Source organism: Flagellimonas algarum (assembly GCF_040513375.1).
Lineage (GTDB): Bacteria > Bacteroidota > Bacteroidia > Flavobacteriales > Flavobacteriaceae > Flagellimonas_B > Flagellimonas_B algarum.
Genome location: NZ_JBEVTG010000001.1, coordinates 1533625 through 1552693, shown reverse-complemented (window position 1 = coordinate 1552693; position 19069 = coordinate 1533625). Strand labels below are relative to the sequence as shown.

The window sequence follows — 19069 nt, the reverse complement described above, 5'->3', positions numbered from 1 at the left end:
CACCTTATACACAATTTGAGGTAACCCATACATCTTTTCATACGGCCAACCCTGGCTTTAAGTATATTGTTTCGTTGTAATTTCGGCTTTAACTGCCACATAATCAAAACACTATACTAATGAAATATCGATTTGCCCTCAAATGCCTACTAAGCATGGTCGCCCTCTGCACCGTATCGACCACCCAAGCCCAATTTTTAAAGAAATTAGGGAAAAAGGCCCAGAAAGCGGCAGAACGCACCGTTGAGCGACGGGTAGAACAGGAATCCTCCAAGAAAACCGACCAAGCCCTAGACTCCATTTTAGAACCAGGTCAAGAAGGCGGTCAAACCCCACCGGATGTGGGCAACACCCCTTCACCACAAACCGGCGGCGGCCAACCCAATACCAATACGCAAACCCAAAATGGTGATACCCCTGCTAGTGGACCAAAAACCATACAGGTATACCGCAAATTCGACTACGTACCAGGCGATAAACCCTTATTTTTCGATGACTTCAAAAATGACTTCATCGGTGATTTTCCTGCAAAATGGAATACCAATGCCGGTGGGGAAGTGGTTACCTTGGGTGATGATCCCCAAAAATGGCTGGGCCTCAAATCGGGGTACAATATCTATTACCTACCGAATGTACCCCAGCTACCTGAAGACTACACCATCGAATTCGATATCGCCAATGTGGGCCTGGATCGAAACACCTCTTCGAATGCCTTTTTGGAAGTACTGCTGAGCAGTGATGAAAAGTTCGAGGTGGGCACCCACTTTGCCAGCGCATCCATCCCCTTTTGCCAATACGCCGCGATCGGGGTTACGGTCAAGAACCGGATCAATGGCAAACAGGAAATTCGAAGTACCGTAAAGGCCGATATCCGCCAAATCATCTTGCAACAACCCCATGTTTCCATTGCCGTCAATAAAAACCGATTCCGGTTATGGATCAACGAAGTCAAATACCTCGATGTGCCACAACTCGTCGCCAATGGATCGGTCTTGAGCACTTTAAAGATCCATACCAACGGGTTTAAGGATGGAAAGGAGCAAGTCTTCATTTCGAACTTGAAAATCGCCGAAGGGGGAGTCGACCTGCGGAGAAAACTGATTGCCGAAGGTAAGATATCGACCAATGGCATACTGTTCGATTCGGGATCGGCCAACATCAAACCGGAGTCGATGGGTATTATCAGACAGATCTATCAAGTGCTGCAGCAAGATGCGAACATCAATCTAAAAATCGTTGGGCATACGGATAGTGACGGCAGCGACGATGCCAATCTGCAACTGTCAAAAGATCGGGCAGCAGCAGTCAAAAACGCCTTGGTCGATGTCTACAACGTCGATGCCGGCAGGTTGACCACCGACGGTAAAGGCGAACTCGAACCGGTAGCCGAAAATTCAAGTCCGGAAGGGAAGGCCCAAAACCGCAGGGTCGAATTCATTAAATCATAAACCATACCCATGAAGAATACACTCACCACTTTAGTATTGGCCCTCTTTGGATGGATGACCCTCAATGCCCAGACTGCCTGTAGCCAATACTACCCTTTGGTCGAAGGCGCGTCGATGACCTATGAAAACTTCAATAAAAAAGGAAAATCAGATGGTACTATCGCGTATCAGGTCACCGATGTCGAGACCGGTGGTACTACCGAATCGGCCTTGATGGTAATGACCATATCCGACAAAAAAGGAAACACCTTTAATTCTGAATACAACATTCGCTGTGAAGGCGATGTCGTCAAGATCGACTTCAAGTCTTTAATGAACGAACAGATGCTCAGTCAGTTCGGTGAAATGGATATGGACGTTTCCGGCACCGATATCGAGCTCCCGAACAATTTGGAAGTGGGTCAAGAGCTGCCCGACGCCAATATGAACATCAAGGTCACCATGGGTGGGGCCATGACCATGAACATGAACGTGGAAACCATCAACCGAAAAGTTGAAAAAATGGAAACCGTAATCACACCGGCAGGCACCTTTGAATGTTATGTCCTCTACAGCGATACCAAGACCAAAATGATGATGGGCAAGCAAACGTTTCCGTCACGGACATGGTTGGCCAAAGGAGTCGGAATGGTCAAACAGGAAACCTATAACAAATCCGGAAAGTTAATGGGAAGCACCGTGCTCTCACAGTACAGCAGCTAAACCTCGATCAAGAGCTCGAATCGACGAACTGAGCTTCGAAAAGTGCCATAAAGTGATGTTTTAGGCGTTGTTTTACGGCTTCTACATCGACTTGCTGTTTTCCCAATTCCACATTCAACGAAGTCACTGCCTTGTCTTTGATACCGCAGGGGATCATCAAATCGAAATACCCCAGATCGGCATTGACGTTCAACGCGAAACCGTGCATGGTCACCCAACGGCTGGCGCGAACACCCATGGCGCATATCTTTCGGGCAAAAGGCGTACCCACATCGAGCCATACCCCGGTCTCCCCTTCAGACCGCACCCCTTTCAGACCGTAATCGGCCAAGGTCAAAATGACCATTTCTTCCAAAAACCGCAGGTATTTGTGGATATCGGTAAAGAAATTATCCAAATCCAAGATCGGGTAACCCACAATCTGGCCAGGGCCATGATAGGTGATGTCCCCTCCCCTATTTATTTTATAAAAGGAGGCGTTCTTTTCGGCCAATTTTCGCTCGTCGACCAAGAGATTGGCCATATCGCCACTTTTCCCTAAGGTGAATACATGGGGGTGCTCAACGAATAGAAAATGATTAGGGGTCGCATGTGTGCTGCCCTCACGCCGGTTTTTGATTTTCAAATCGACGATTTCCTTGAAAAGGGCTTCCTGAAGGTCCCACGTTTCCTTGTAGTCCTTGGTGCCTAGATCTCGAAGAAGAACTTGTTTGTTCATCTTGCAAAAATACGAAGGCCGGATCAGTTCTCCAGCTCTACCTCGAGGTTCATGGTCTCGGGCTTTTTCATGAGATCAAGAAAGTTGACTTCATAGATCATGGTCTTTCCATCCATTGAAAAAGTAGCCCCTTCGACATTGACTTTTTTCACCCTGCGCGGAAAATGGTACTTGAAGGTATAGGTCGATCCCGACAAGAACATTTCGGCCCCTTGCAGGCTATCCAACCCTTGTTCGAACAACGAACGGTCGATCACCTTGGTATTCCTGGTGAAGGTGTTGCCTTCAAAACTATAGGATACCTGGGTAGCAGGTTGCTGATTTGACATCGAAGGGCCGTTGTCCGACTTTGGTCCTGGACCGAAACTACTTGCATCTTGAAAAGCGTTGAAAGCGTCATTCACATCGGCCACCTTGTCGAATTCACTGAATAAATTGAACTTCATGACCCCTTTGGCTTGATCAACGACCATGCGCATACTAAAGGGTTCCAATTTCTTCAATTTGGCCTGTTCTTCTTCCGATAATTGGGCGATGCTGTCTTTTTTCAATTCCAACAGGTCTTTGAAAACCAAGGTCGAATCAATGGACTTGTCCAAGGCGCCCGTAGAGTCCATAGAAGCCATCATCGCCATTAATTCATCCCCATCGAAATGGATATCGATCTTGCCCGATCCATCGGCATTGAAATGGATTTCTTCGGTGAAATTGCATGCGAGAATCAGGGCCGAAACCAAAAGGGCGGCCAAAAAACGGAATCTTTTCATTATCGTCTAATTCGGGTTGTTCAAGATAATCAGTGCAGCGATGACCCCTGGGACCCATCCGCAGAAAGTTAAAAGTAACACAATTAAGAACGACCCACAACCTTTACCGATAACCGACAAGGGCGGAAATAATATCGCCAGTAAAACGCGTAGAAAACTCATGAAGGATATTGATTGATGCTATTTATTAGTAGCGGTTCGCCCCAATTTGTTACATAAAATAGTAAATTCGATTCGTTTACCATGATGAAGGCCCGTACCACAGCATTGCTTTTACTCCTAACCGTTTGCAGCTACGGTCAGTACCGCTTCGAAGGCCAGGTGTCAAAGGCCTTTGTCGACCAGGCTGTCTACCTCTCACTCATTGAAGACTACAAAAAATCGTCACGCATCCAATTGGATCAACTGGTACAGAAAACCGTTGCCGATTCGATGGGGTATTTTGTTTTCGAAGGCAAGAACCTACCCCCGGCAAACCGCATCTATCGGATCCATACCGACGGCTGTGACCTGAGTACCACCCATCAAAATCATTTCTTAGGCAATTGCCAACAGAGTAAAAGTGTTTTGTTCATCGCCAACAATAGCGATCGGATCTTCTTTGAACGCACCGATGATCAAGAAATGCTCTGTTCGGTCCATTCCGATGGGGGCGGTGCCTCGTACCTGCTCGAGGTTGACAACCTCAAGGAAGCCATGGCCTATGAGCTCAGTGAAATCACCGGTGAAAAAGGGCGGCAAATGGTTTTGGCCAAGTGGTTTGAACAACTGCAGTCTTTCGGGCAACTTTGTGACGAGCCCTTGGTCGAACTCTTCATCCACGATTTTCTAGCCGATAGGCGAAGTGAAACCCGGGAATTCTATTTGAACGATCTTTCACAAAACCCCTACTACGATAATTTGCTGGAACGCTTACAGCTTGCATACCCTGAGGCACGGTTTACCACACTATTCCGCAACGAACTCGATTCGGATCGTTACAGCATTTCGAAACAACAGGCTGGAAACGGGTTTGCGGTCTGGGGCCCATATGCGGCATTGGTCCTCTCGGTTTTGCTCAACCTATTCTTGCTGTATCGACTGCGCAAACGTCCTGGCCCGGCAAAACTTTTTGAAAAGTTGACCGAACAAGAACAGAAAATCATCACCTATATCGAAAAAGGACACTCGAACAAAGAGATCGCGGCCGCCTTGTTCATCAGTCACAGCACAGTCAAAACCCATATCAACAATCTTTATAAAAAGTTGGGGGTCAGCTCTCGAGACGAATTGCTTGGGCTCTTCGATTAAAATTCAACCGGGGGTCTAGTCCCGATTTCCATCCGGCGATTTCCAATCCACCCTGCATTTTCATCGATTTTCGAACAAACTGAAAATCATGAAAAAACTTTTGATCGCGCTGCTTTGCTTTAGCGCCACCGGGGTCCTGGCCCAGACGTATAACCAAGAAATCAAGATGGAAGACGGACGCAATTTCCTGCTTGGTCAAATCAATACCCATGGCCTGCAACAAGGGGATTATGCCGAATGGTTCCTTCCCAACTATGATAACTACGAGGTCGATCGGTCATTGGTCAAGCTGATCGGGCCCAAGTTACAGGGTCTTCAAATCAAACTCTTCTTAGGCACCTGGTGTGGGGACAGCAAACGGCAAGTGCCCCGATTCCTGAAAATCTTGAACGAAGCGGGTTTCGATACCGCGTCCTTAGAGATGGTGGCCCTAGATCGAAGAAAGGGGGCGTACAAAAAAAGTCCGACCGGCGAAGAGCGGGGGCTCGGCATCATCAAAGTACCGACCATGATCTTTTTTAAGGACGGAAAAGAGGTCAACCGCATCGTCGAACGGCCCATCGCTTCTTTGGAAGAAGATCTACTAGCCATCGTATCGGGAAGCGACTACGTTCCGAACTACGCAAAGTAAGCCAAGACATACCGAACTTAAACCGCAAAAGTGTAATTTTGCGGTTTAATTTTTGGTTATGCAGCTTTCGGAACAAGAAGTCGTTAGGAGGGAGAAATTGGGCAAACTGCGCGAGATGGGGATCGACCCCTATCCTGCCGCGTTGTATCCTGTAGATTCGAATTCGAAAGGCATTAAATCCAACTTCGAAGAAGGGAAGCAGGTGGTCGTCTCAGGGCGGTTGATGTCAAGACGAATCCAGGGCAAGGCCTCCTTTGCCGAACTGCAAGATAGCGAGGGGCGGATCCAGGTCTATTTCAATCGGGATGAAATCTGCCCTGGCGAAGACAAAACGCTATACAACGACGTTTATAAAAAATTGCTGGACATCGGTGATATCATCGGGGTCGAAGGGGAATTGTTCACCACCCAAGTCGGGGAAAAAACCGTCATGGTAAAAAATTTCACCCTCCTCAGTAAGGCCTTGAAACCCTTACCCTTGCCCAAAGTTGATGCCGATGGCAAGGTTTACGATGAATTCAACGATCCCGAACTGCGGTACCGACAGCGGTATGTCGATTTGGTGGTCAACCCCCAAGTGAAGGATACCTTTGTCAAACGCACCAAAATCACCAACAGTATTCGGGAGTTTTACAACGACCGAGGCTATCTCGAAGTAGAAACACCCATTCTTCAACCCATACCGGGAGGTGCAGCGGCTCGGCCCTTTCTGACCCATCACAATGCGCTGAACATTCCGTTGTATTTGCGTATTGCGAACGAACTTTATTTGAAACGCTTGATCGTGGGTGGGTTCGATGGAGTCTATGAATTTTCGAAAGACTTCCGAAATGAAGGCATGGATCGTACCCACAACCCGGAATTTACCGTGATGGAACTCTATGTGGCCTATAAAGATTACCATTGGATGATGGATACCACCGAGCAACTGCTCGAAAAAGTGGCCCAAGACGCCACGGGAGGCACCAAGGTCAAGGTCGGCGATAATGAAATCGAATTCAAGGCCCCCTACCCTAGGGTGCCTATTCTTGAAGCCATCAAGATCCATACAGGTCATGACGTCAGCGGCATGAACGAAGAGCAACTTCGAGAAGTGGCGCAAGCACTGGATATAGAGACCGATGCTACCATGGGGGTCGGCAAACTGATCGATGAGATTTTCGGTGAGCGCTGTGAACACCACTATGTGCAGCCCACCTTTATCACCGATTACCCCAAGGAAATGAGTCCCTTGACCAAGGCACACCGAAGCAAACCCGGTTTGACCGAACGTTTTGAATTGATGGTCAACGGAAAGGAATTGGCCAACGCCTACTCTGAGCTCAATGACCCCATTGATCAACGGGAACGTTTTGAAGAACAGCTTCGCCTATCCGAAAAAGGTGATGATGAGGCCATGTTCATCGACCAGGATTTTCTTCGTGCCCTAGAATACGGCATGCCCCCAACTTCGGGCATCGGTATCGGGATCGACCGACTCGTGATGTTGATGACGGATAATGCCTCGATACAAGAGGTGCTGTTCTTTCCGCAGATGCGGCCTGAGAAAAAACAGGTAGAATTGACCGAAGAGGAGAAAACGATCATGGAGCTTCTTAAATCCGTAACTGAAATGCCGCTCGCCGATTTGAAAGCGAAAGCGGGACTGAGCGGAAAGAAATGGGACAAAAGCACCAAGAACCTTTCGAAATTGGGTCTTTTCGCGGTTGAAAAAAGGGAAGACGGACTCTTTGCCTCAAAAAAAGACTAAGGCCACAGCAGCCAATTTCTGAAAAAACCCTAGTTTCGGAACTCTATGGAGTTGAGTAGGAAACTTGGGCTGGCCATCGGCCCCCTTATCTTTTTGATTGTTCTCAATTTGCCCTTGGTTTTGGTTTCGGAACAGGGTGACGCCGTCATCGCCGTAGCCCTCTGGATGTTGGTCTGGTGGATTACCGAAGCGGTCTCCATATCGGTCACGGCCCTACTTCCTTTGCTCTTGTTTCCGCTGTTGAAGATCCTGCCCATAGCCGAGGTGGGCGCCAATTATGGCAGCCCGATCGTTTTTTTGTTCTTTGGCGGATTCGTCATGGCCTTGGCCTTAGAGAAGGTGAACTTGCATAAACGCATCGCCCTGAACATTATCAAACTAACCGGCACCACCCCCAACAAGGTGGTTTTGGGTTTTATGATCGCCACGGCCTCCCTGAGCATGTGGATCAGCAATACCGCTAGTACGGTGGTCATGTTGCCGATCGCGCTGTCAGTAATCCGACTATTGATCGACGATGCCGATGGTTTTACGAAAAATGATCAAAATTTCGCCCTTAGCGTGATGTTGGGTATCGCCTTTTCGGCCAATGCCGGAGGTATTGCGACCGTGATAGGGACGCCCCCGAACTCGGTCATGATCGGACTATTGGAAAATGAATACAACATCCAGATCTCTTTTCTAAAATGGATGAGTTTAGGACTCCCTTTTTCGTTGCTGCTTATCACCATTACCTATTTCGTCTTGGTGAAATGGATGTTTCCGAACAAAAACCTTCAGTTCAATGCTTCCAAGGAAGTCATTCAAGAAGAACTGCACAAGCTCGGACCGACCTCGGGTAAAGAGAAAATGGTTTTGATCATTTTCGGAATCACCGTCTTCTTATGGATTTTCAGGACTTTGATCAATACCATCTTCCCTACACTTGGCCTTTCCGATACCATGATCAGTATTTTCGCGGCAATTGCCTTGTTCGCTGTACCCTACAATTTGAAACAAGGTGATTTTATCATCAAATGGAAGGACACCTCAAAGTTGGCCTGGGGCATTCTCATCCTTTTCGGAGGTGGATTGGCTTTAGCCAAAGGCATGTCGGTCAGCGGCATCGTCGATTTGGTGGCCGGGGCGATCGCGGGTAGCGATATCAGTATCTTGTTGACGGCCTCCTTGCTGATCTTGCTCATGCTCTTTATGACCGAATTGATGAGCAATGTGGCCTTAGTGGCCGTATTGGCCCCGGTAGTTGCCGGTATTGCCATCGGCCTGGGGTTACCCATCTTGTACCTATTGATTCCGGTAACCATGGCAAGTAGCTGTGCGTTTATGCTGCCCATGGCAACGCCACCAAATGCCATCGTATTTGCGAGCGGCTATGTCAAAGTACCGCAAATGGCAAGGGTGGGCATCGTGCTGAACCTTATCTCGGTAGGCTTATTGATATTGGTCTTCCAATTCGTTATCCCGCTGTTGTTTTAATAAAAAAAGCACCCCTAAGGGTGCTTTAAAACGTAGTAAGTCAGTTTATTGTCACTCGTTCTCATCGACGAACTCCAACTTCGATAGCCCGTTCTGTTCAAAATCAATGGGCTTGAAATTCGCGGAATTGACGTCGATATCGGTCATCACGATCTGTTGTGCGGCCAAGCTCCTTAGATTATCCAAGTTGCTAAATGCATTGTTCGCGATATACAGCTTCTTTAATTTCTTCATTTTTTCCATACCTGCAGGCATGGTTCCTTCGAAGGCATTATCGGCAACGGCCAAGGTCGTCAACTTCGACAATTCGGTGAGGGCCTCGGGCAAGGAGCCTTCGAGATTGTTGCCGGCTACGTTCAACTCGGTCAAGCTAGCCAATCGGTAAATGGTTGTCGGGAGCGGCCCTTCAAGATTATTACCCGCCAAGTCGATGGTCTCCAAATACTGAAGCTTTCTGAACAATCGAGGCATCTTTCCTTCGATATTATTATTTGATAAATCTAAATGACGCAGGTATTTCAGGTTACCAATGGTCAAAGGAATCTTTCCTTGCAGGTTATTGTTCGAAAGATCAAGGGCTACTACTTTACCGTCCTTAACCGTGACCCCATGCCATTGTGCAATCGGAGTATTGCGATCCCACTGATGGGTCCACAAATTTCCTTTGGTCCGTGATTGTAATTCCAATAAGGCGATTACTTCGCGTTCACTGACTTCGTCCTGACCGAAAGCGGAAAAGCTGATGGCAAAGACCAAAACGGCGGTAATGAGGCTTTTGATTGTTTTCATTTTACTTTGATTTGGAACGTTATATCGATAAACGGTTATTATTTATCGGTGAACCGCAAATTTCTCTCATTGAGGTGATTCACTTTCTCAAAATAGAAATTTATGTTAACGCCCTCCATGAAAGGCCCCTTTTTTCGATGAAATGCACAAAAAAGCCCGATTCTTATCGGGCTTTTCAGTAGTAAATAAGCTTGTTTTTAGGTTTATCCCCTGTAAGGATCGAATCCTTCGGGCAGGTATTTTGCCGTATCGAAGCCCAATTCCACCTCATCCTCTTCAATGAATTGGATCGACTCAAGGGGCACCTCGTTCGCATACGGATCGAATCCTTCAGGAAGGAAGTCCGCAGTATCAAAATCAAGTTCGAGGGTTTCCTCGGTGAATACGACAGCGGTCAAATCCTCCGTCGTTTCGATGGCATCGGTATCTTCTTTAGCACTGAACAATGGAATCAGTAACGCGGCTAAAAACAGTGTCGATATGTATTTCTTTATTTTCATGTCTTTTTATTTGATGAATGTGTTTTGTTTGCATGCATTAGTACGCATACATACGTATTTTATTATCCTTGGATGTTTTCTTTTTCAATCACCCCTACGGACGGCAGCACCATTTTTTTACGAATTGGCCTTAAACGTTGTCAAATCGGCATGGTCTGAGGGCCGGTGTTGAGAACTTGATAAGGTTTTCTTTACTTCATTGGCATTTGCACTTCGTCGAATTCTTCGTTATTTTTTTGTTAACCGGTTCGATGTTCCCTTTTTATCCATTAAAAATCCCGGCTGACGCCGGGATTTTCAACTAACTAACTCAAAAATTTGATAAAATGAAAACATCCTACCTAGTTGACCTCACGTGGGGGTCAAATCCTTCGGGCAGATACGCACTGGTATCGAATCCCAATTCTATGGTGTCATCTTCGACAAACTGGATCGAATCGATGTTCACTACTTCAGTATACGCGTCGAAAGCAACTGGAAGGTGCGCTTCTGCGTTGAAGCCCAAGTCATCTTCGTTAGAGACTTCTTTGAATTCGATGGCATCGACGGCTTTGTAGTCACCGTAAGGATCGAATCCTTCGGGCAAATAGTCTGCCGTGTCAAAACCTAGGTCGATTTCTTCTTCCTCTTCCATGAAGTTGATGGTACGCAGATCGATTACTTCTGCATAGGCATCGAATCCTTCGGGGAGATACGAACTGGTGTCGTACCCGAGCTCTTCAGTTTCAACTTCGACGAATATGATGGAATTCAAATCAAAATAGCTTTCATAAGGATTGAAACCTTCAGGAAGATAGTCGGCGGTATCAAAACCTAAATCCACCTCTTCTTCGATTTCAAGGAACGCAATTTCATCCGTTTCCAACACTTCGGGCTCATTAATGGTCACTTTTGTCAGCAACAATGGAGCCTCTTCCAACTCGACATCTAAACCTGATGTCGCTAAACCTTCAACTGTGGTACCGATCACTTCCAAATTGGTGTTCACCATGGGTCCGGTGACCGTACTTTCTTGTTCTTTCGCTATGAGTGATGTACCTAGTATCATACACCCATAAATAACTAATAACTTGTTCATTTTTTGATTGATTTGATGATTGATGTTATTTGCTTATAAGACTATCCAAATATTCTTTTGTTACAGTATTTTGGCTTTTTTAACAAATGGGGCAATCGCTCTTATCGCAACTATAGTGGGCGTTTCAACGGAAACTATCAGTAAAACGCAGGACTCCCGAAGGTTTGATATCCTGAAAAATATTTTCCCCCTTAATACGATTTTAACAGTTTGCTTTTGCTATTTTTTAGTTCTTTGGCGAATTGGACTAATTCAAAACGACCTGAAATGAAATCAAAGTTGCTTTCGAGCATGATCTTGGTACTCCTAATGATGGTTCCTTTTCATCGAACAGAGGCCCAGATCTTCAAAAAGAAAAAGAAGAAAACCGAGCAAAAATCCGAACCGAAACCGAAAAAAGGGGACATACAACCCTACGATAAGGTCATCACCAAAGAAGCGACCACCGATACCGGGCTTTTTAGTGTACACCAAGTCGATCAAAAGCATTTTTACGAAATACCGGATTCCCTTTTCAATAGGGAAATGCTCATGGTAAGCCGGATTTCGAAAACCGCGACGGGAATCGGATTCGGTGGTGGCAAGATCAATACCCAGGTATTGCGATGGGAGAAAAAACCCAAAAAGGTATTATTACGCGTCGTTTCTTATGGCAATTACGCAGCCGACTCCCTACCGATCCACGAAGCCGTGGTCAACTCCAATTTCGAACCGGTGCTTTTCGCTTTCGATATCAAAGCCCTGAACACCAAGGATTCATTGGCCCCCGCTACGGTCATCGAAGTCGATCCGTTATTCACCAAGGATGTGAACGCCCTCGGAATACCGTCACGGTTTAGGAACCGCTATAAGGTCAGCCGAATGGATGGGGACCGTAGTTATATCGAATCGATAAAAAGTTACCCGCTCAATATCGAGGCGCGACATGTCAAAACCTATGCGGCCAAAGCCGCCCCAAGCAACCAAAGCTTGGGTTCGATTTCCATTGAGATCAATAACTCCATGATCCTCTTGCCTAAAGAGCCCATGAAGCGCAGGTATTTCGATGAGCGTGTCGGATGGTTCGCCAGAGGCCAGGTCGATTACGGTCTTGACGCCCAAGAAAGCAAATTGGTACGCTATCTTGACCGCTGGCGATTGGAAGTCAAGGAAGAGGATATTGAAAAGTTCAAGGCCGGTGAACTGGTCGAACCTAAAAAACAGATCGTTTATTATGTCGATCGGGCCACGCCAAAGAAATGGGTACCTTATATTAAACAAGGTATCGAAGATTGGCAGGTTGCCTTTGAGGCTGCCGGATTCAAAAATGCCATTATCGCAAAAGACCCCCCGAGTGAAGAGGAGGATCCCGAATGGTCGCCAGAAGATGTACGCTATTCCGTAGTACGGTACCTGGCCTCGCCCATACCAAATGCCAACGGACCTCACGTCAGTGATCCTCGTAGCGGCGAAATTTTGGAATCGGACATCAACTGGTACCATAATGTGATGACCCTTCTTCGGAATTGGTTCTTTGTTCAGACTGCGGCCATCAATCCGGAAGCACGAACCGTAGCTTTTAAAAATGAAATCATGGGACGGTTGATCCGTTTCGTTTCAGCCCATGAAGTAGGGCATACTTTGGGCTTGCCACACAATATGGGAAGTAGTGCGGCTTATCCTGTCGATTCGCTCCGTTCGGAAAGTTTCACCAAGAAGTTCGGTACGGCACCATCCATCATGGACTACGCCCGTTTCAACTATGTGGCCCAACCGGAAGACGGGGATGTGGCCCTCATGCCGAACATCGGGGTGTATGACAAACATTCGATCCGCTGGGGCTATCGTCCTATTTTGGATACCGAAGCCGAAGATGAAAAGCCCATTTTGAACAAATGGATCACGGCGCATGCCGACGATCCCATGTACCGCTTTGGACACCAACAGGTCGGTGACGTGCACGACCCGAGTTCGCAAACCGAGGATATCGGTGATGATGCCATCAAGGCCAGCACCTATGGTATTGCCAACCTGCAACGGATCGTACCCAAACTCATGGAATGGACTACGGAAGATGGCAAGACCTATGATGACCTAAACACCATGTACGGCCAAGTCGTCAATCAATTCAGGCGTTATATGGGGCATGTTTCCAACAACATCGGTGGGGTTTATGAATATTACAAAACCGCTGACCAAGAAGGTGCGGTCTATACCCATGTCGATAGAGCCCATCAAAAGAATTGCTTGGCCTTTCTACAAAGTGAATTGTTTGAAACACCCGAATGGCTGATCGACCAAGAAATCTTTAACAAGGTGCAATATTCAGGGTCTGTTGAACGCATTCGAGGCTTACAGGTGCGCACCCTCAATACCATTTTAGGATTGGGCAAGTTGGCACGGATAATCGAAAATGAAACAGCGAATGGTGATCAAGCCTATGGGATGCTCGAACTGATGCGCGATCTGCGACGCGGATTGTGGTCGGAAACACGGTCGGGTAAAAAAATCGACACCTATCGTCGGAATCTCCAAAAGGCCCACATTGACCGTTTGGAATATCTAATGACCGCCGAAAACCAAAGAAAGTTATCCGACTTCGGAGGGTATCGCAAATCAACGGCCGTCAATACCAGTCAGTCAGACATCCGATCTGTGGCCAGGGCCGAATTGAACAACCTGAAACGGGATATCCGTAATGGTATCTCCAGGGCATCCGATCCTATGAGCCGGTATCATTTGCAAGATGCATTGCAGCGCATCGATGCCATTCTCGACCCGAGCTAGAATCGGCTTTTACAATGAAACATAGCGGCGAATCGAAAATTCGCCGCTTTTTTTGTCTATGGTAATCTGCAATTGACCTACAGGAATTGGCGCTTCACAACAATTTAAAGAAATCGACCTGGTTTTTTGCTACTTTGTGTAAACCAAATCTGACGTTATGAAAGCCTATAAAATTAAAAGCCTGATCTATCTATGCGGTTTTCTCGCGGCAGGCTATTATTACTACGACTTACAACAACAAGACCGACTGCAACTTGAATTGGCTTCAGAACAAGTTACCGACATCGAACTGGAAGATCGTCTGGAAGACGAGCCACTGAACGAATCCGAGGCAGACGGTCAATAACTTCCCTTCTTTCTGTTAAAAGCTTCACAAACCCAATAGCCCCATTAAACCAATGGGCGCGTTCATGGTCATACGGATAAATCGTAAAATTCAAGATCATGAAAAAAATCATTCTGGCCCTCGCTTTGGTCATGGGCTTTAGCGGGTTCGCCCAACAAAACCGCCACCATTCCAAGAAACAGGTTTTAAAAGAACTTTCAGCCGAACAAGTTGCCACGCTGCACACCAAAAAAATGACCTTGGCCCTTGACCTCGACGAGTCGCAACAACAACAACTTTTCGATATCAATGTTGCCGAGGCCGAATTCAGGAAGTCCAAAATGGCAGCCCGCGAAAAAAGAGACGGAAAACCGTCAGCCGACGAGTTATTCGAATTACAGAACGAACGTCTGGATCGGCAAATCGCCCATCAACAGCAATTGAAGGAAATTTTGACCGATGAGCAATTCCAGTTATGGAAAAAGCTGAACCTCCATCGAAAAATGAAGACTAAAAGAAGCATGCAGCGCGAAGGGCGCAGCAGGTAGTGTTTTTTGTTGATGTGAAACCCTCGGTACGCCCTGCGCGTGTCGGGGGTTTTCTTTTTTAAGCCTACCAAATTCCGATTTGCTATCTTGGTAAAGGAAACCAAACCGTCACCGACCATGACCGTAAATGACCGCGCCCGATTCACAACCTACAGGCCCCCGGGCTTTCACACCTTGAATGCCTATCTATTCGTCGCTTCGCCTGAATCGCAAATCACCTTTCTTGAAAATGCCTTCGATGCTAAAGAACTGAACCGTACGGTGAACAAAGCCAATGGTGAAATCGCCAATTGCATCCTACAAATCGGAGATAGTTGTTTGATGATCAGTCAAGCACGGGGCGAGTTCGAGAACATGCGAACCGCCTTATACGTTTATGTCGACAATGTAGATAGCGTATACCAACGCGCCTTGCGTCATGGTGCAACCAATTGTTTTGCCCCCATGGCCATGGATTATGGCGATTATCAAGGAGGCATCATCGATCTGCATGGAAACTACTGGTGGATTTCGAAGCGCCAAGTAACCGAACCATACAACACCTAAACCATACCTCATGATCATAACCAAGAGCATTAAGTTTTCCCGTATCCTCCGATGGACATGGCACCACATCACCTATTTATTGCTCGGTGCCGCCCTGATCGCTTATTTATACCGAATCGGCGTCATCACCATAACCATTCCGTGGTTGCCCATTTCGGTCATTGGTACGGCAGTGGCCTTTTACATCAGTTTCAAAAACAACAGTGCCTACGATCGTCTGTGGGAAGCGCGAAAAATCTGGGGAGCCATTGTGAACAGTAGTAGGGCTTGGGGCTCCTACGTAGACGGATTCGTTACCGAACAGTTCCACCCGAACGGTCAAGATCTCGCCATGATAAAACAACGGCTGATCTACCGCCATATCGCCTGGTTGTACGCCTTACGAAGCCAACTTTTGGTCGCCACCAGTTGGGAACATTCCAGTCAAAAAGGCGCGACGGGCAAAGTTGGAAGGATGTACCAAAAGAAGTTTGGAATCGGTCTTGTCGATGACGAAGTGACCCGGGTCGAACTCAAAGATCTGTTGCCGCCCCAGGAACACGATCGGTTGGTGGGTCATGTGAATACCGCCACCCAAATCATTAATGAACAGGCCCGTGATCTTCGCAAGTTAAGGGCCGACAACCTCATTGATGATTTTCGGCATATGGAAATGATGCAAGTGCTCTATCATTTTTATGAACATCAAGGCAAATGCGAACGCATCAAAAAATTTCCGCTACCGCGACAATATGCCAATATCAGCAACGTCTTTATTTGGATTTTTTTGCTCTTATTGCCGTTTAGTATGATCCCTGAGCTCATGCATACGGGCGATCTTGGGTTCTTTTTATCGGTACCCTTGACCGCACTGATCGGATGGGTGTACATCAGTATGGAACTCATCGGTGACTATTCGGAAAATCCGTTCTCCGGAATGGGGAATGACATCCCGATGCTTTCCTTGTGCCGCACGATTGAAATCGATCTACGTGAAATGTTGGGTGAAACCGATCTTCCGCCAGCCATTCAAGCGAAAAACGGAATCCTGATGTAGTGTGGCGACGGTCAAACCCCACATCTTACCGGTCATTGTACTGGCTCAATTTTGCTGCACCTCGCTATGGTTCGCGAGCAATGCCGTGATGCCTTCGTTGTTATCGGCCTTCGATTTACAGCACACGGCAACCGGAACATTGACCGCATCGGTACAGTTCGGGTTTATCGCGGGAACTTTGTTATTCGCCATGGCCACATTGACCGATCGATTCGCCCCGGCCCGGGTCTTTTTGATCTGCGCGTTACTGGGCAGTTGTTGCAATTTAGCGCTACTTTGGCCCGAACACACCCTACCTTCCTTATGGATCAGTCGGTTTTTCACCGGATTCTTTTTAGCCGGTATTTACCCCGTTGGAATGAAAATAGCCTCCGATTACTTCGAAAAAGGCCTGGGAACTTCACTTGGTTATCTGGTCGGGGCCCTGGTATTGGGAACCGCTTTTCCGCACCTACTGAAGTTTTGGGGCCAAGAATTACCCTGGCAGACGGTAGTTCAAGCAACTTCGGCCCTAGCGGCGATAGGCGGGCTACTGCTTTGGGCCTTGGTACCAAACGGCCCTTATCGTAAGTCAGGGGCGCCGGTGCAATGGAACGCTTTTCTATCAGTTTTCAAAAACCATACTTTTCGATCGGCCGCCTTTGGTTATTTCGGACATATGTGGGAGCTTTATGCGTTTTGGACCTTTATTCCATGGCTACTGCAATCCTATAATTCCATACAACAAACTGCATTCGCCGTTTCGTTTTGGAGTTTTGCCGGAATTGCTTGTGGGGCCCTTGCCTGCGTTCTCGCCGGATACCTAGGCAGCGGACTGGGCACGAAAAAAGTAGCCCGCACCGCCCTATTGCTTTCGGGTTGCTGTTGCTTGCTTTGTCCGTTATTGTTTCAAATAGCACCACCCTGGTTGTTTTTATCCTTCTTTTTGTTTTGGGGGATGGTGGTCATCGCCGATTCACCCCTATTCGCTACCCTTGTTGCTCAAAATGCACCCTTGCCCCTGAAAGGAACCGCCTTGACCATTGTCAATGGAATCGGATTCACCATAACCATCGTCAGTATCGAACTCTTGTCCCGCTTGTTGATCTCACCGGATTCCATTTGGTGGTTCGCCCTACTCGCCCTCGGTCCCGTTTTTGGATGCTTTCGTCTTTTTTCCGATACGTCGAGGGGCACGACATAGATCATCTTTACTTTTTCGCTGCTATAGCAACGGAGGATACTTCTGTTAAGGATTTCGTAATTGATGTAGTACAACGGATAATTAGGGGTTTTCATCGATAGGAACAACCAAGGCCGGTGATAGTGAAGTAGGTATATAAAGTTCTTTAATCATTTAATTCAAAATCGATGAAAACAAAACAGATGTTATCCATCCTTACCTTACTAGCCATCTGTTTGTTCGCGAATGCCCAAAACAAATTGCATTGTCTTGAAGACGAATGTGGGTTTGAACCCGGGCAAATCGTTTATCTTTTTGGGGATCAGGTCCAACTTCGGGAATCACCGACTACCGATGCCAAGGTATTGAAGACCTTATCGATCGGTTCCCATATGTCGGTTATCGAACGGCATGACAATTCATGGCGATACAAAGGCATGGACCACCACTACTACAAGGTCGATTACAAAGGCACCGAAGGCTATGTACTCGGGGGTCTCTTGGCGTTGGAGAAGCTGACCATCAACGGTATCGATCATTTCTTCGGCCGGGCCCAAGTCGGAGGGGTTTCCCAATTGGTGATTCGGTCGTTAAAAGCTGAAGGCGGTTTTTCGGAGAAAGCCATTCGATTGGGCAATGATCAATTTTACTTGAACATGTTGGGCACCAAAGGGTTGACGGGTATCGACGGTATGGTGTGGGTCGATTATGTGGCGGACGCCTGTGGCGTTGAAGGCGGCGGAATTTACTTGTTCCAGCAGCAAGGGCGTCTACACACGGTGGCTCGACTTTCACAAGTACATGATGCCGGAGCCTACTTTATTTCGGAAGCCTTTATTTTTCCGGATGATGCCCATGGGGTCGCCGGTAAGATCCGGTATAAAAAGGAGGTGGGCGAGTACTTCGACGAAGCGGCGAATTGGAAAAAAACCAGTGTGGAAACCAAAGAATTGATTTGGACCCCACAGGGTTTGGATCTGGCCCAAAACCGCTAGGAAGCAATTGCAAAGAACACCGGGGTCTTACCCCGGTTTTTTTATGCCCTGTCGCAATAAGCATACGACTTTACGAGGGTTTCCCAACCTCAAACGCAACGAAAACGCCAAAGCCGTACCTTATCCAAAACCACCAATATGAAACGTGTACTTCCCGCCTTTTTGTTCTTATGTCTGATCGCATGCTCCGATGAAACTGACGAAGCCCAAACACAAAGCATCCTCGGCAGCTGGCAATGGGTCGGTTCTTCAGGGGGTATCGCCGGACAAACCGAAACACCGGAAAGTACAGGTAGTACACGACGTCTTGAGATCAGTTCCACAACCATCCGTACCTATCGCAATGGAGTGTTGACCGCGACTGTCGACTATTTCATCAGCACCCAAGAATCGCAGCTGTATAACGAACCCAGGGAAATGGTGGTCCAGGAAAATGGCTTTCGTAGCATCATCGCTTGGGAAGGGGATCAACTGGTGTTGATCGGTGACTGTGCCGATTGTTTCACGGAAACGTATCGAAGGTAAGAAGGAAGCCCTTAAGC

Annotated in this window: 20 protein-coding genes; 14 read left to right on the top strand and 6 right to left on the bottom strand. The window is 47.2% G+C overall.

Going from position 1 to position 19069, the window contains the following annotated elements:
- Positions 1-119: 119 nt before the first annotated feature.
- Positions 120-1448, top strand: a complete 1329-nt coding sequence (locus ABV409_RS07130) for an OmpA family protein (RefSeq protein WP_353876860.1) — start codon at positions 120-122, stop codon at positions 1446-1448.
- 9 nt (positions 1449-1457) lie between these two features.
- Positions 1458-2150, top strand: a complete 693-nt coding sequence (locus ABV409_RS07125; RefSeq protein ID WP_353876859.1) for a TapB family protein — start codon at positions 1458-1460, stop codon at positions 2148-2150.
- Positions 2151-2157: 7 nt separating this feature from the next.
- Here ABV409_RS07125 and lipB read toward each other — a convergent pair whose 3' ends face one another.
- From lipB to ABV409_RS07110, 3 genes are read right to left on the bottom strand one after another with little or no spacing between them, the layout of a single operon-like run.
- Positions 2158-2868, bottom strand: coding sequence for a lipoyl(octanoyl) transferase LipB (gene lipB, locus ABV409_RS07120; RefSeq protein WP_353876858.1), 711 nt, complete (start codon positions 2866-2868; stop codon positions 2158-2160).
- A 23-nt stretch (positions 2869-2891) separates the two neighbouring features.
- Complete coding sequence (locus ABV409_RS07115; RefSeq protein ID WP_353876857.1) at positions 2892-3635, bottom strand: hypothetical protein; 744 nt, start codon at positions 3633-3635, stop codon at positions 2892-2894.
- Positions 3636-3641: 6 nt separating this feature from the next.
- A complete protein-coding gene (locus ABV409_RS07110) occupies positions 3642-3797 on the bottom strand; it encodes a YqaE/Pmp3 family membrane protein (RefSeq protein WP_353876856.1) in 156 nt (51 codons plus the stop codon).
- An 81-nt stretch (positions 3798-3878) separates the two neighbouring features.
- Here ABV409_RS07110 and ABV409_RS07105 point away from each other — a divergent pair, with 81 nt between their 5' ends.
- The 4 genes from ABV409_RS07105 to ABV409_RS07090 all read left to right on the top strand — a co-directional run bounded on the left by ABV409_RS07105 (position 3879) and on the right by ABV409_RS07090 (position 8782).
- A complete protein-coding gene (locus ABV409_RS07105; RefSeq protein ID WP_353876855.1) occupies positions 3879-4925 on the top strand; it encodes a response regulator transcription factor in 1047 nt (348 codons plus the stop codon).
- Positions 4926-5013: 88 nt separating this feature from the next.
- Positions 5014-5556 carry a thioredoxin family protein gene (locus ABV409_RS07100; protein WP_353876854.1) on the top strand — a complete coding sequence of 181 codons (543 nt, stop codon included), beginning with the start codon at positions 5014-5016 and terminating at the stop codon, positions 5554-5556.
- Between the two features lie 58 nt (positions 5557-5614).
- Entirely contained in the window at positions 5615-7306 is a 1692-nt protein-coding gene (lysS, locus tag ABV409_RS07095; RefSeq protein WP_353876853.1) for a lysine--tRNA ligase, read from the top strand.
- Positions 7307-7351: 45 nt separating this feature from the next.
- Positions 7352-8782, top strand: coding sequence for an SLC13 family permease (locus ABV409_RS07090; RefSeq protein ID WP_353876852.1), 1431 nt, complete (start codon positions 7352-7354; stop codon positions 8780-8782).
- Positions 8783-8833: 51 nt separating this feature from the next.
- Here the strand turns inward: ABV409_RS07090 and ABV409_RS07085 are convergent, their stop codons facing one another.
- From ABV409_RS07085 to ABV409_RS07075, 3 genes are all read right to left on the bottom strand, one after another.
- Positions 8834-9571, bottom strand: coding sequence for a leucine-rich repeat domain-containing protein (locus tag ABV409_RS07085; RefSeq protein WP_353876851.1), 738 nt, complete (start codon positions 9569-9571; stop codon positions 8834-8836).
- A gap of 203 nt (positions 9572-9774) precedes the next feature.
- Positions 9775-10071, bottom strand: a complete 297-nt coding sequence (locus ABV409_RS07080) for a hypothetical protein (protein ID WP_353876850.1) — start codon at positions 10069-10071, stop codon at positions 9775-9777.
- Between the two features lie 337 nt (positions 10072-10408).
- Complete coding sequence (locus ABV409_RS07075) at positions 10409-11149, bottom strand: hypothetical protein (protein WP_353876849.1); 741 nt, start codon at positions 11147-11149, stop codon at positions 10409-10411.
- Positions 11150-11416: 267 nt separating this feature from the next.
- Between ABV409_RS07075 and ABV409_RS07070 the strand changes: the two genes are divergently transcribed.
- The 8 genes from ABV409_RS07070 (at position 11417) to ABV409_RS07035 (ending at position 19052) form a co-directional block, all read left to right on the top strand.
- Positions 11417-13915 (top strand): zinc-dependent metalloprotease, encoded by a 2499-nt coding sequence (locus ABV409_RS07070; RefSeq protein ID WP_353876848.1) that lies wholly within the window; start codon positions 11417-11419, stop codon positions 13913-13915.
- A gap of 157 nt (positions 13916-14072) precedes the next feature.
- Positions 14073-14261 carry a hypothetical protein gene (locus ABV409_RS07065; protein WP_353876847.1) on the top strand — a complete coding sequence of 63 codons (189 nt, stop codon included), beginning with the start codon at positions 14073-14075 and terminating at the stop codon, positions 14259-14261.
- A 98-nt stretch (positions 14262-14359) separates the two neighbouring features.
- Entirely contained in the window at positions 14360-14788 is a 429-nt protein-coding gene (locus ABV409_RS07060) for a DUF4890 domain-containing protein (protein WP_353876846.1), read from the top strand.
- Between the two features lie 117 nt (positions 14789-14905).
- Positions 14906-15334 carry a VOC family protein gene (locus tag ABV409_RS07055; RefSeq protein WP_353876845.1) on the top strand — a complete coding sequence of 143 codons (429 nt, stop codon included), beginning with the start codon at positions 14906-14908 and terminating at the stop codon, positions 15332-15334.
- A gap of 10 nt (positions 15335-15344) precedes the next feature.
- Positions 15345-16370 (top strand): bestrophin family protein, encoded by a 1026-nt coding sequence (locus tag ABV409_RS07050; protein WP_353876844.1) that lies wholly within the window; start codon positions 15345-15347, stop codon positions 16368-16370.
- An 88-nt stretch (positions 16371-16458) separates the two neighbouring features.
- The gene (locus ABV409_RS07045) at positions 16459-17553 is read left to right on the top strand and encodes an MFS transporter (protein ID WP_353876895.1); all 1095 of its coding nucleotides are present in this window, start codon (positions 16459-16461) and stop codon (positions 17551-17553) included.
- 182 nt (positions 17554-17735) lie between these two features.
- Entirely contained in the window at positions 17736-18527 is a 792-nt protein-coding gene (locus ABV409_RS07040; RefSeq protein WP_353876843.1) for an SH3 domain-containing protein, read from the top strand.
- 138 nt (positions 18528-18665) lie between these two features.
- On the top strand, positions 18666-19052 hold the full coding sequence (locus ABV409_RS07035) for a hypothetical protein (protein ID WP_353876842.1): 387 nt from the start codon (positions 18666-18668) through the stop codon (positions 19050-19052).
- Positions 19053-19069: the final 17 nt, after the last annotated feature.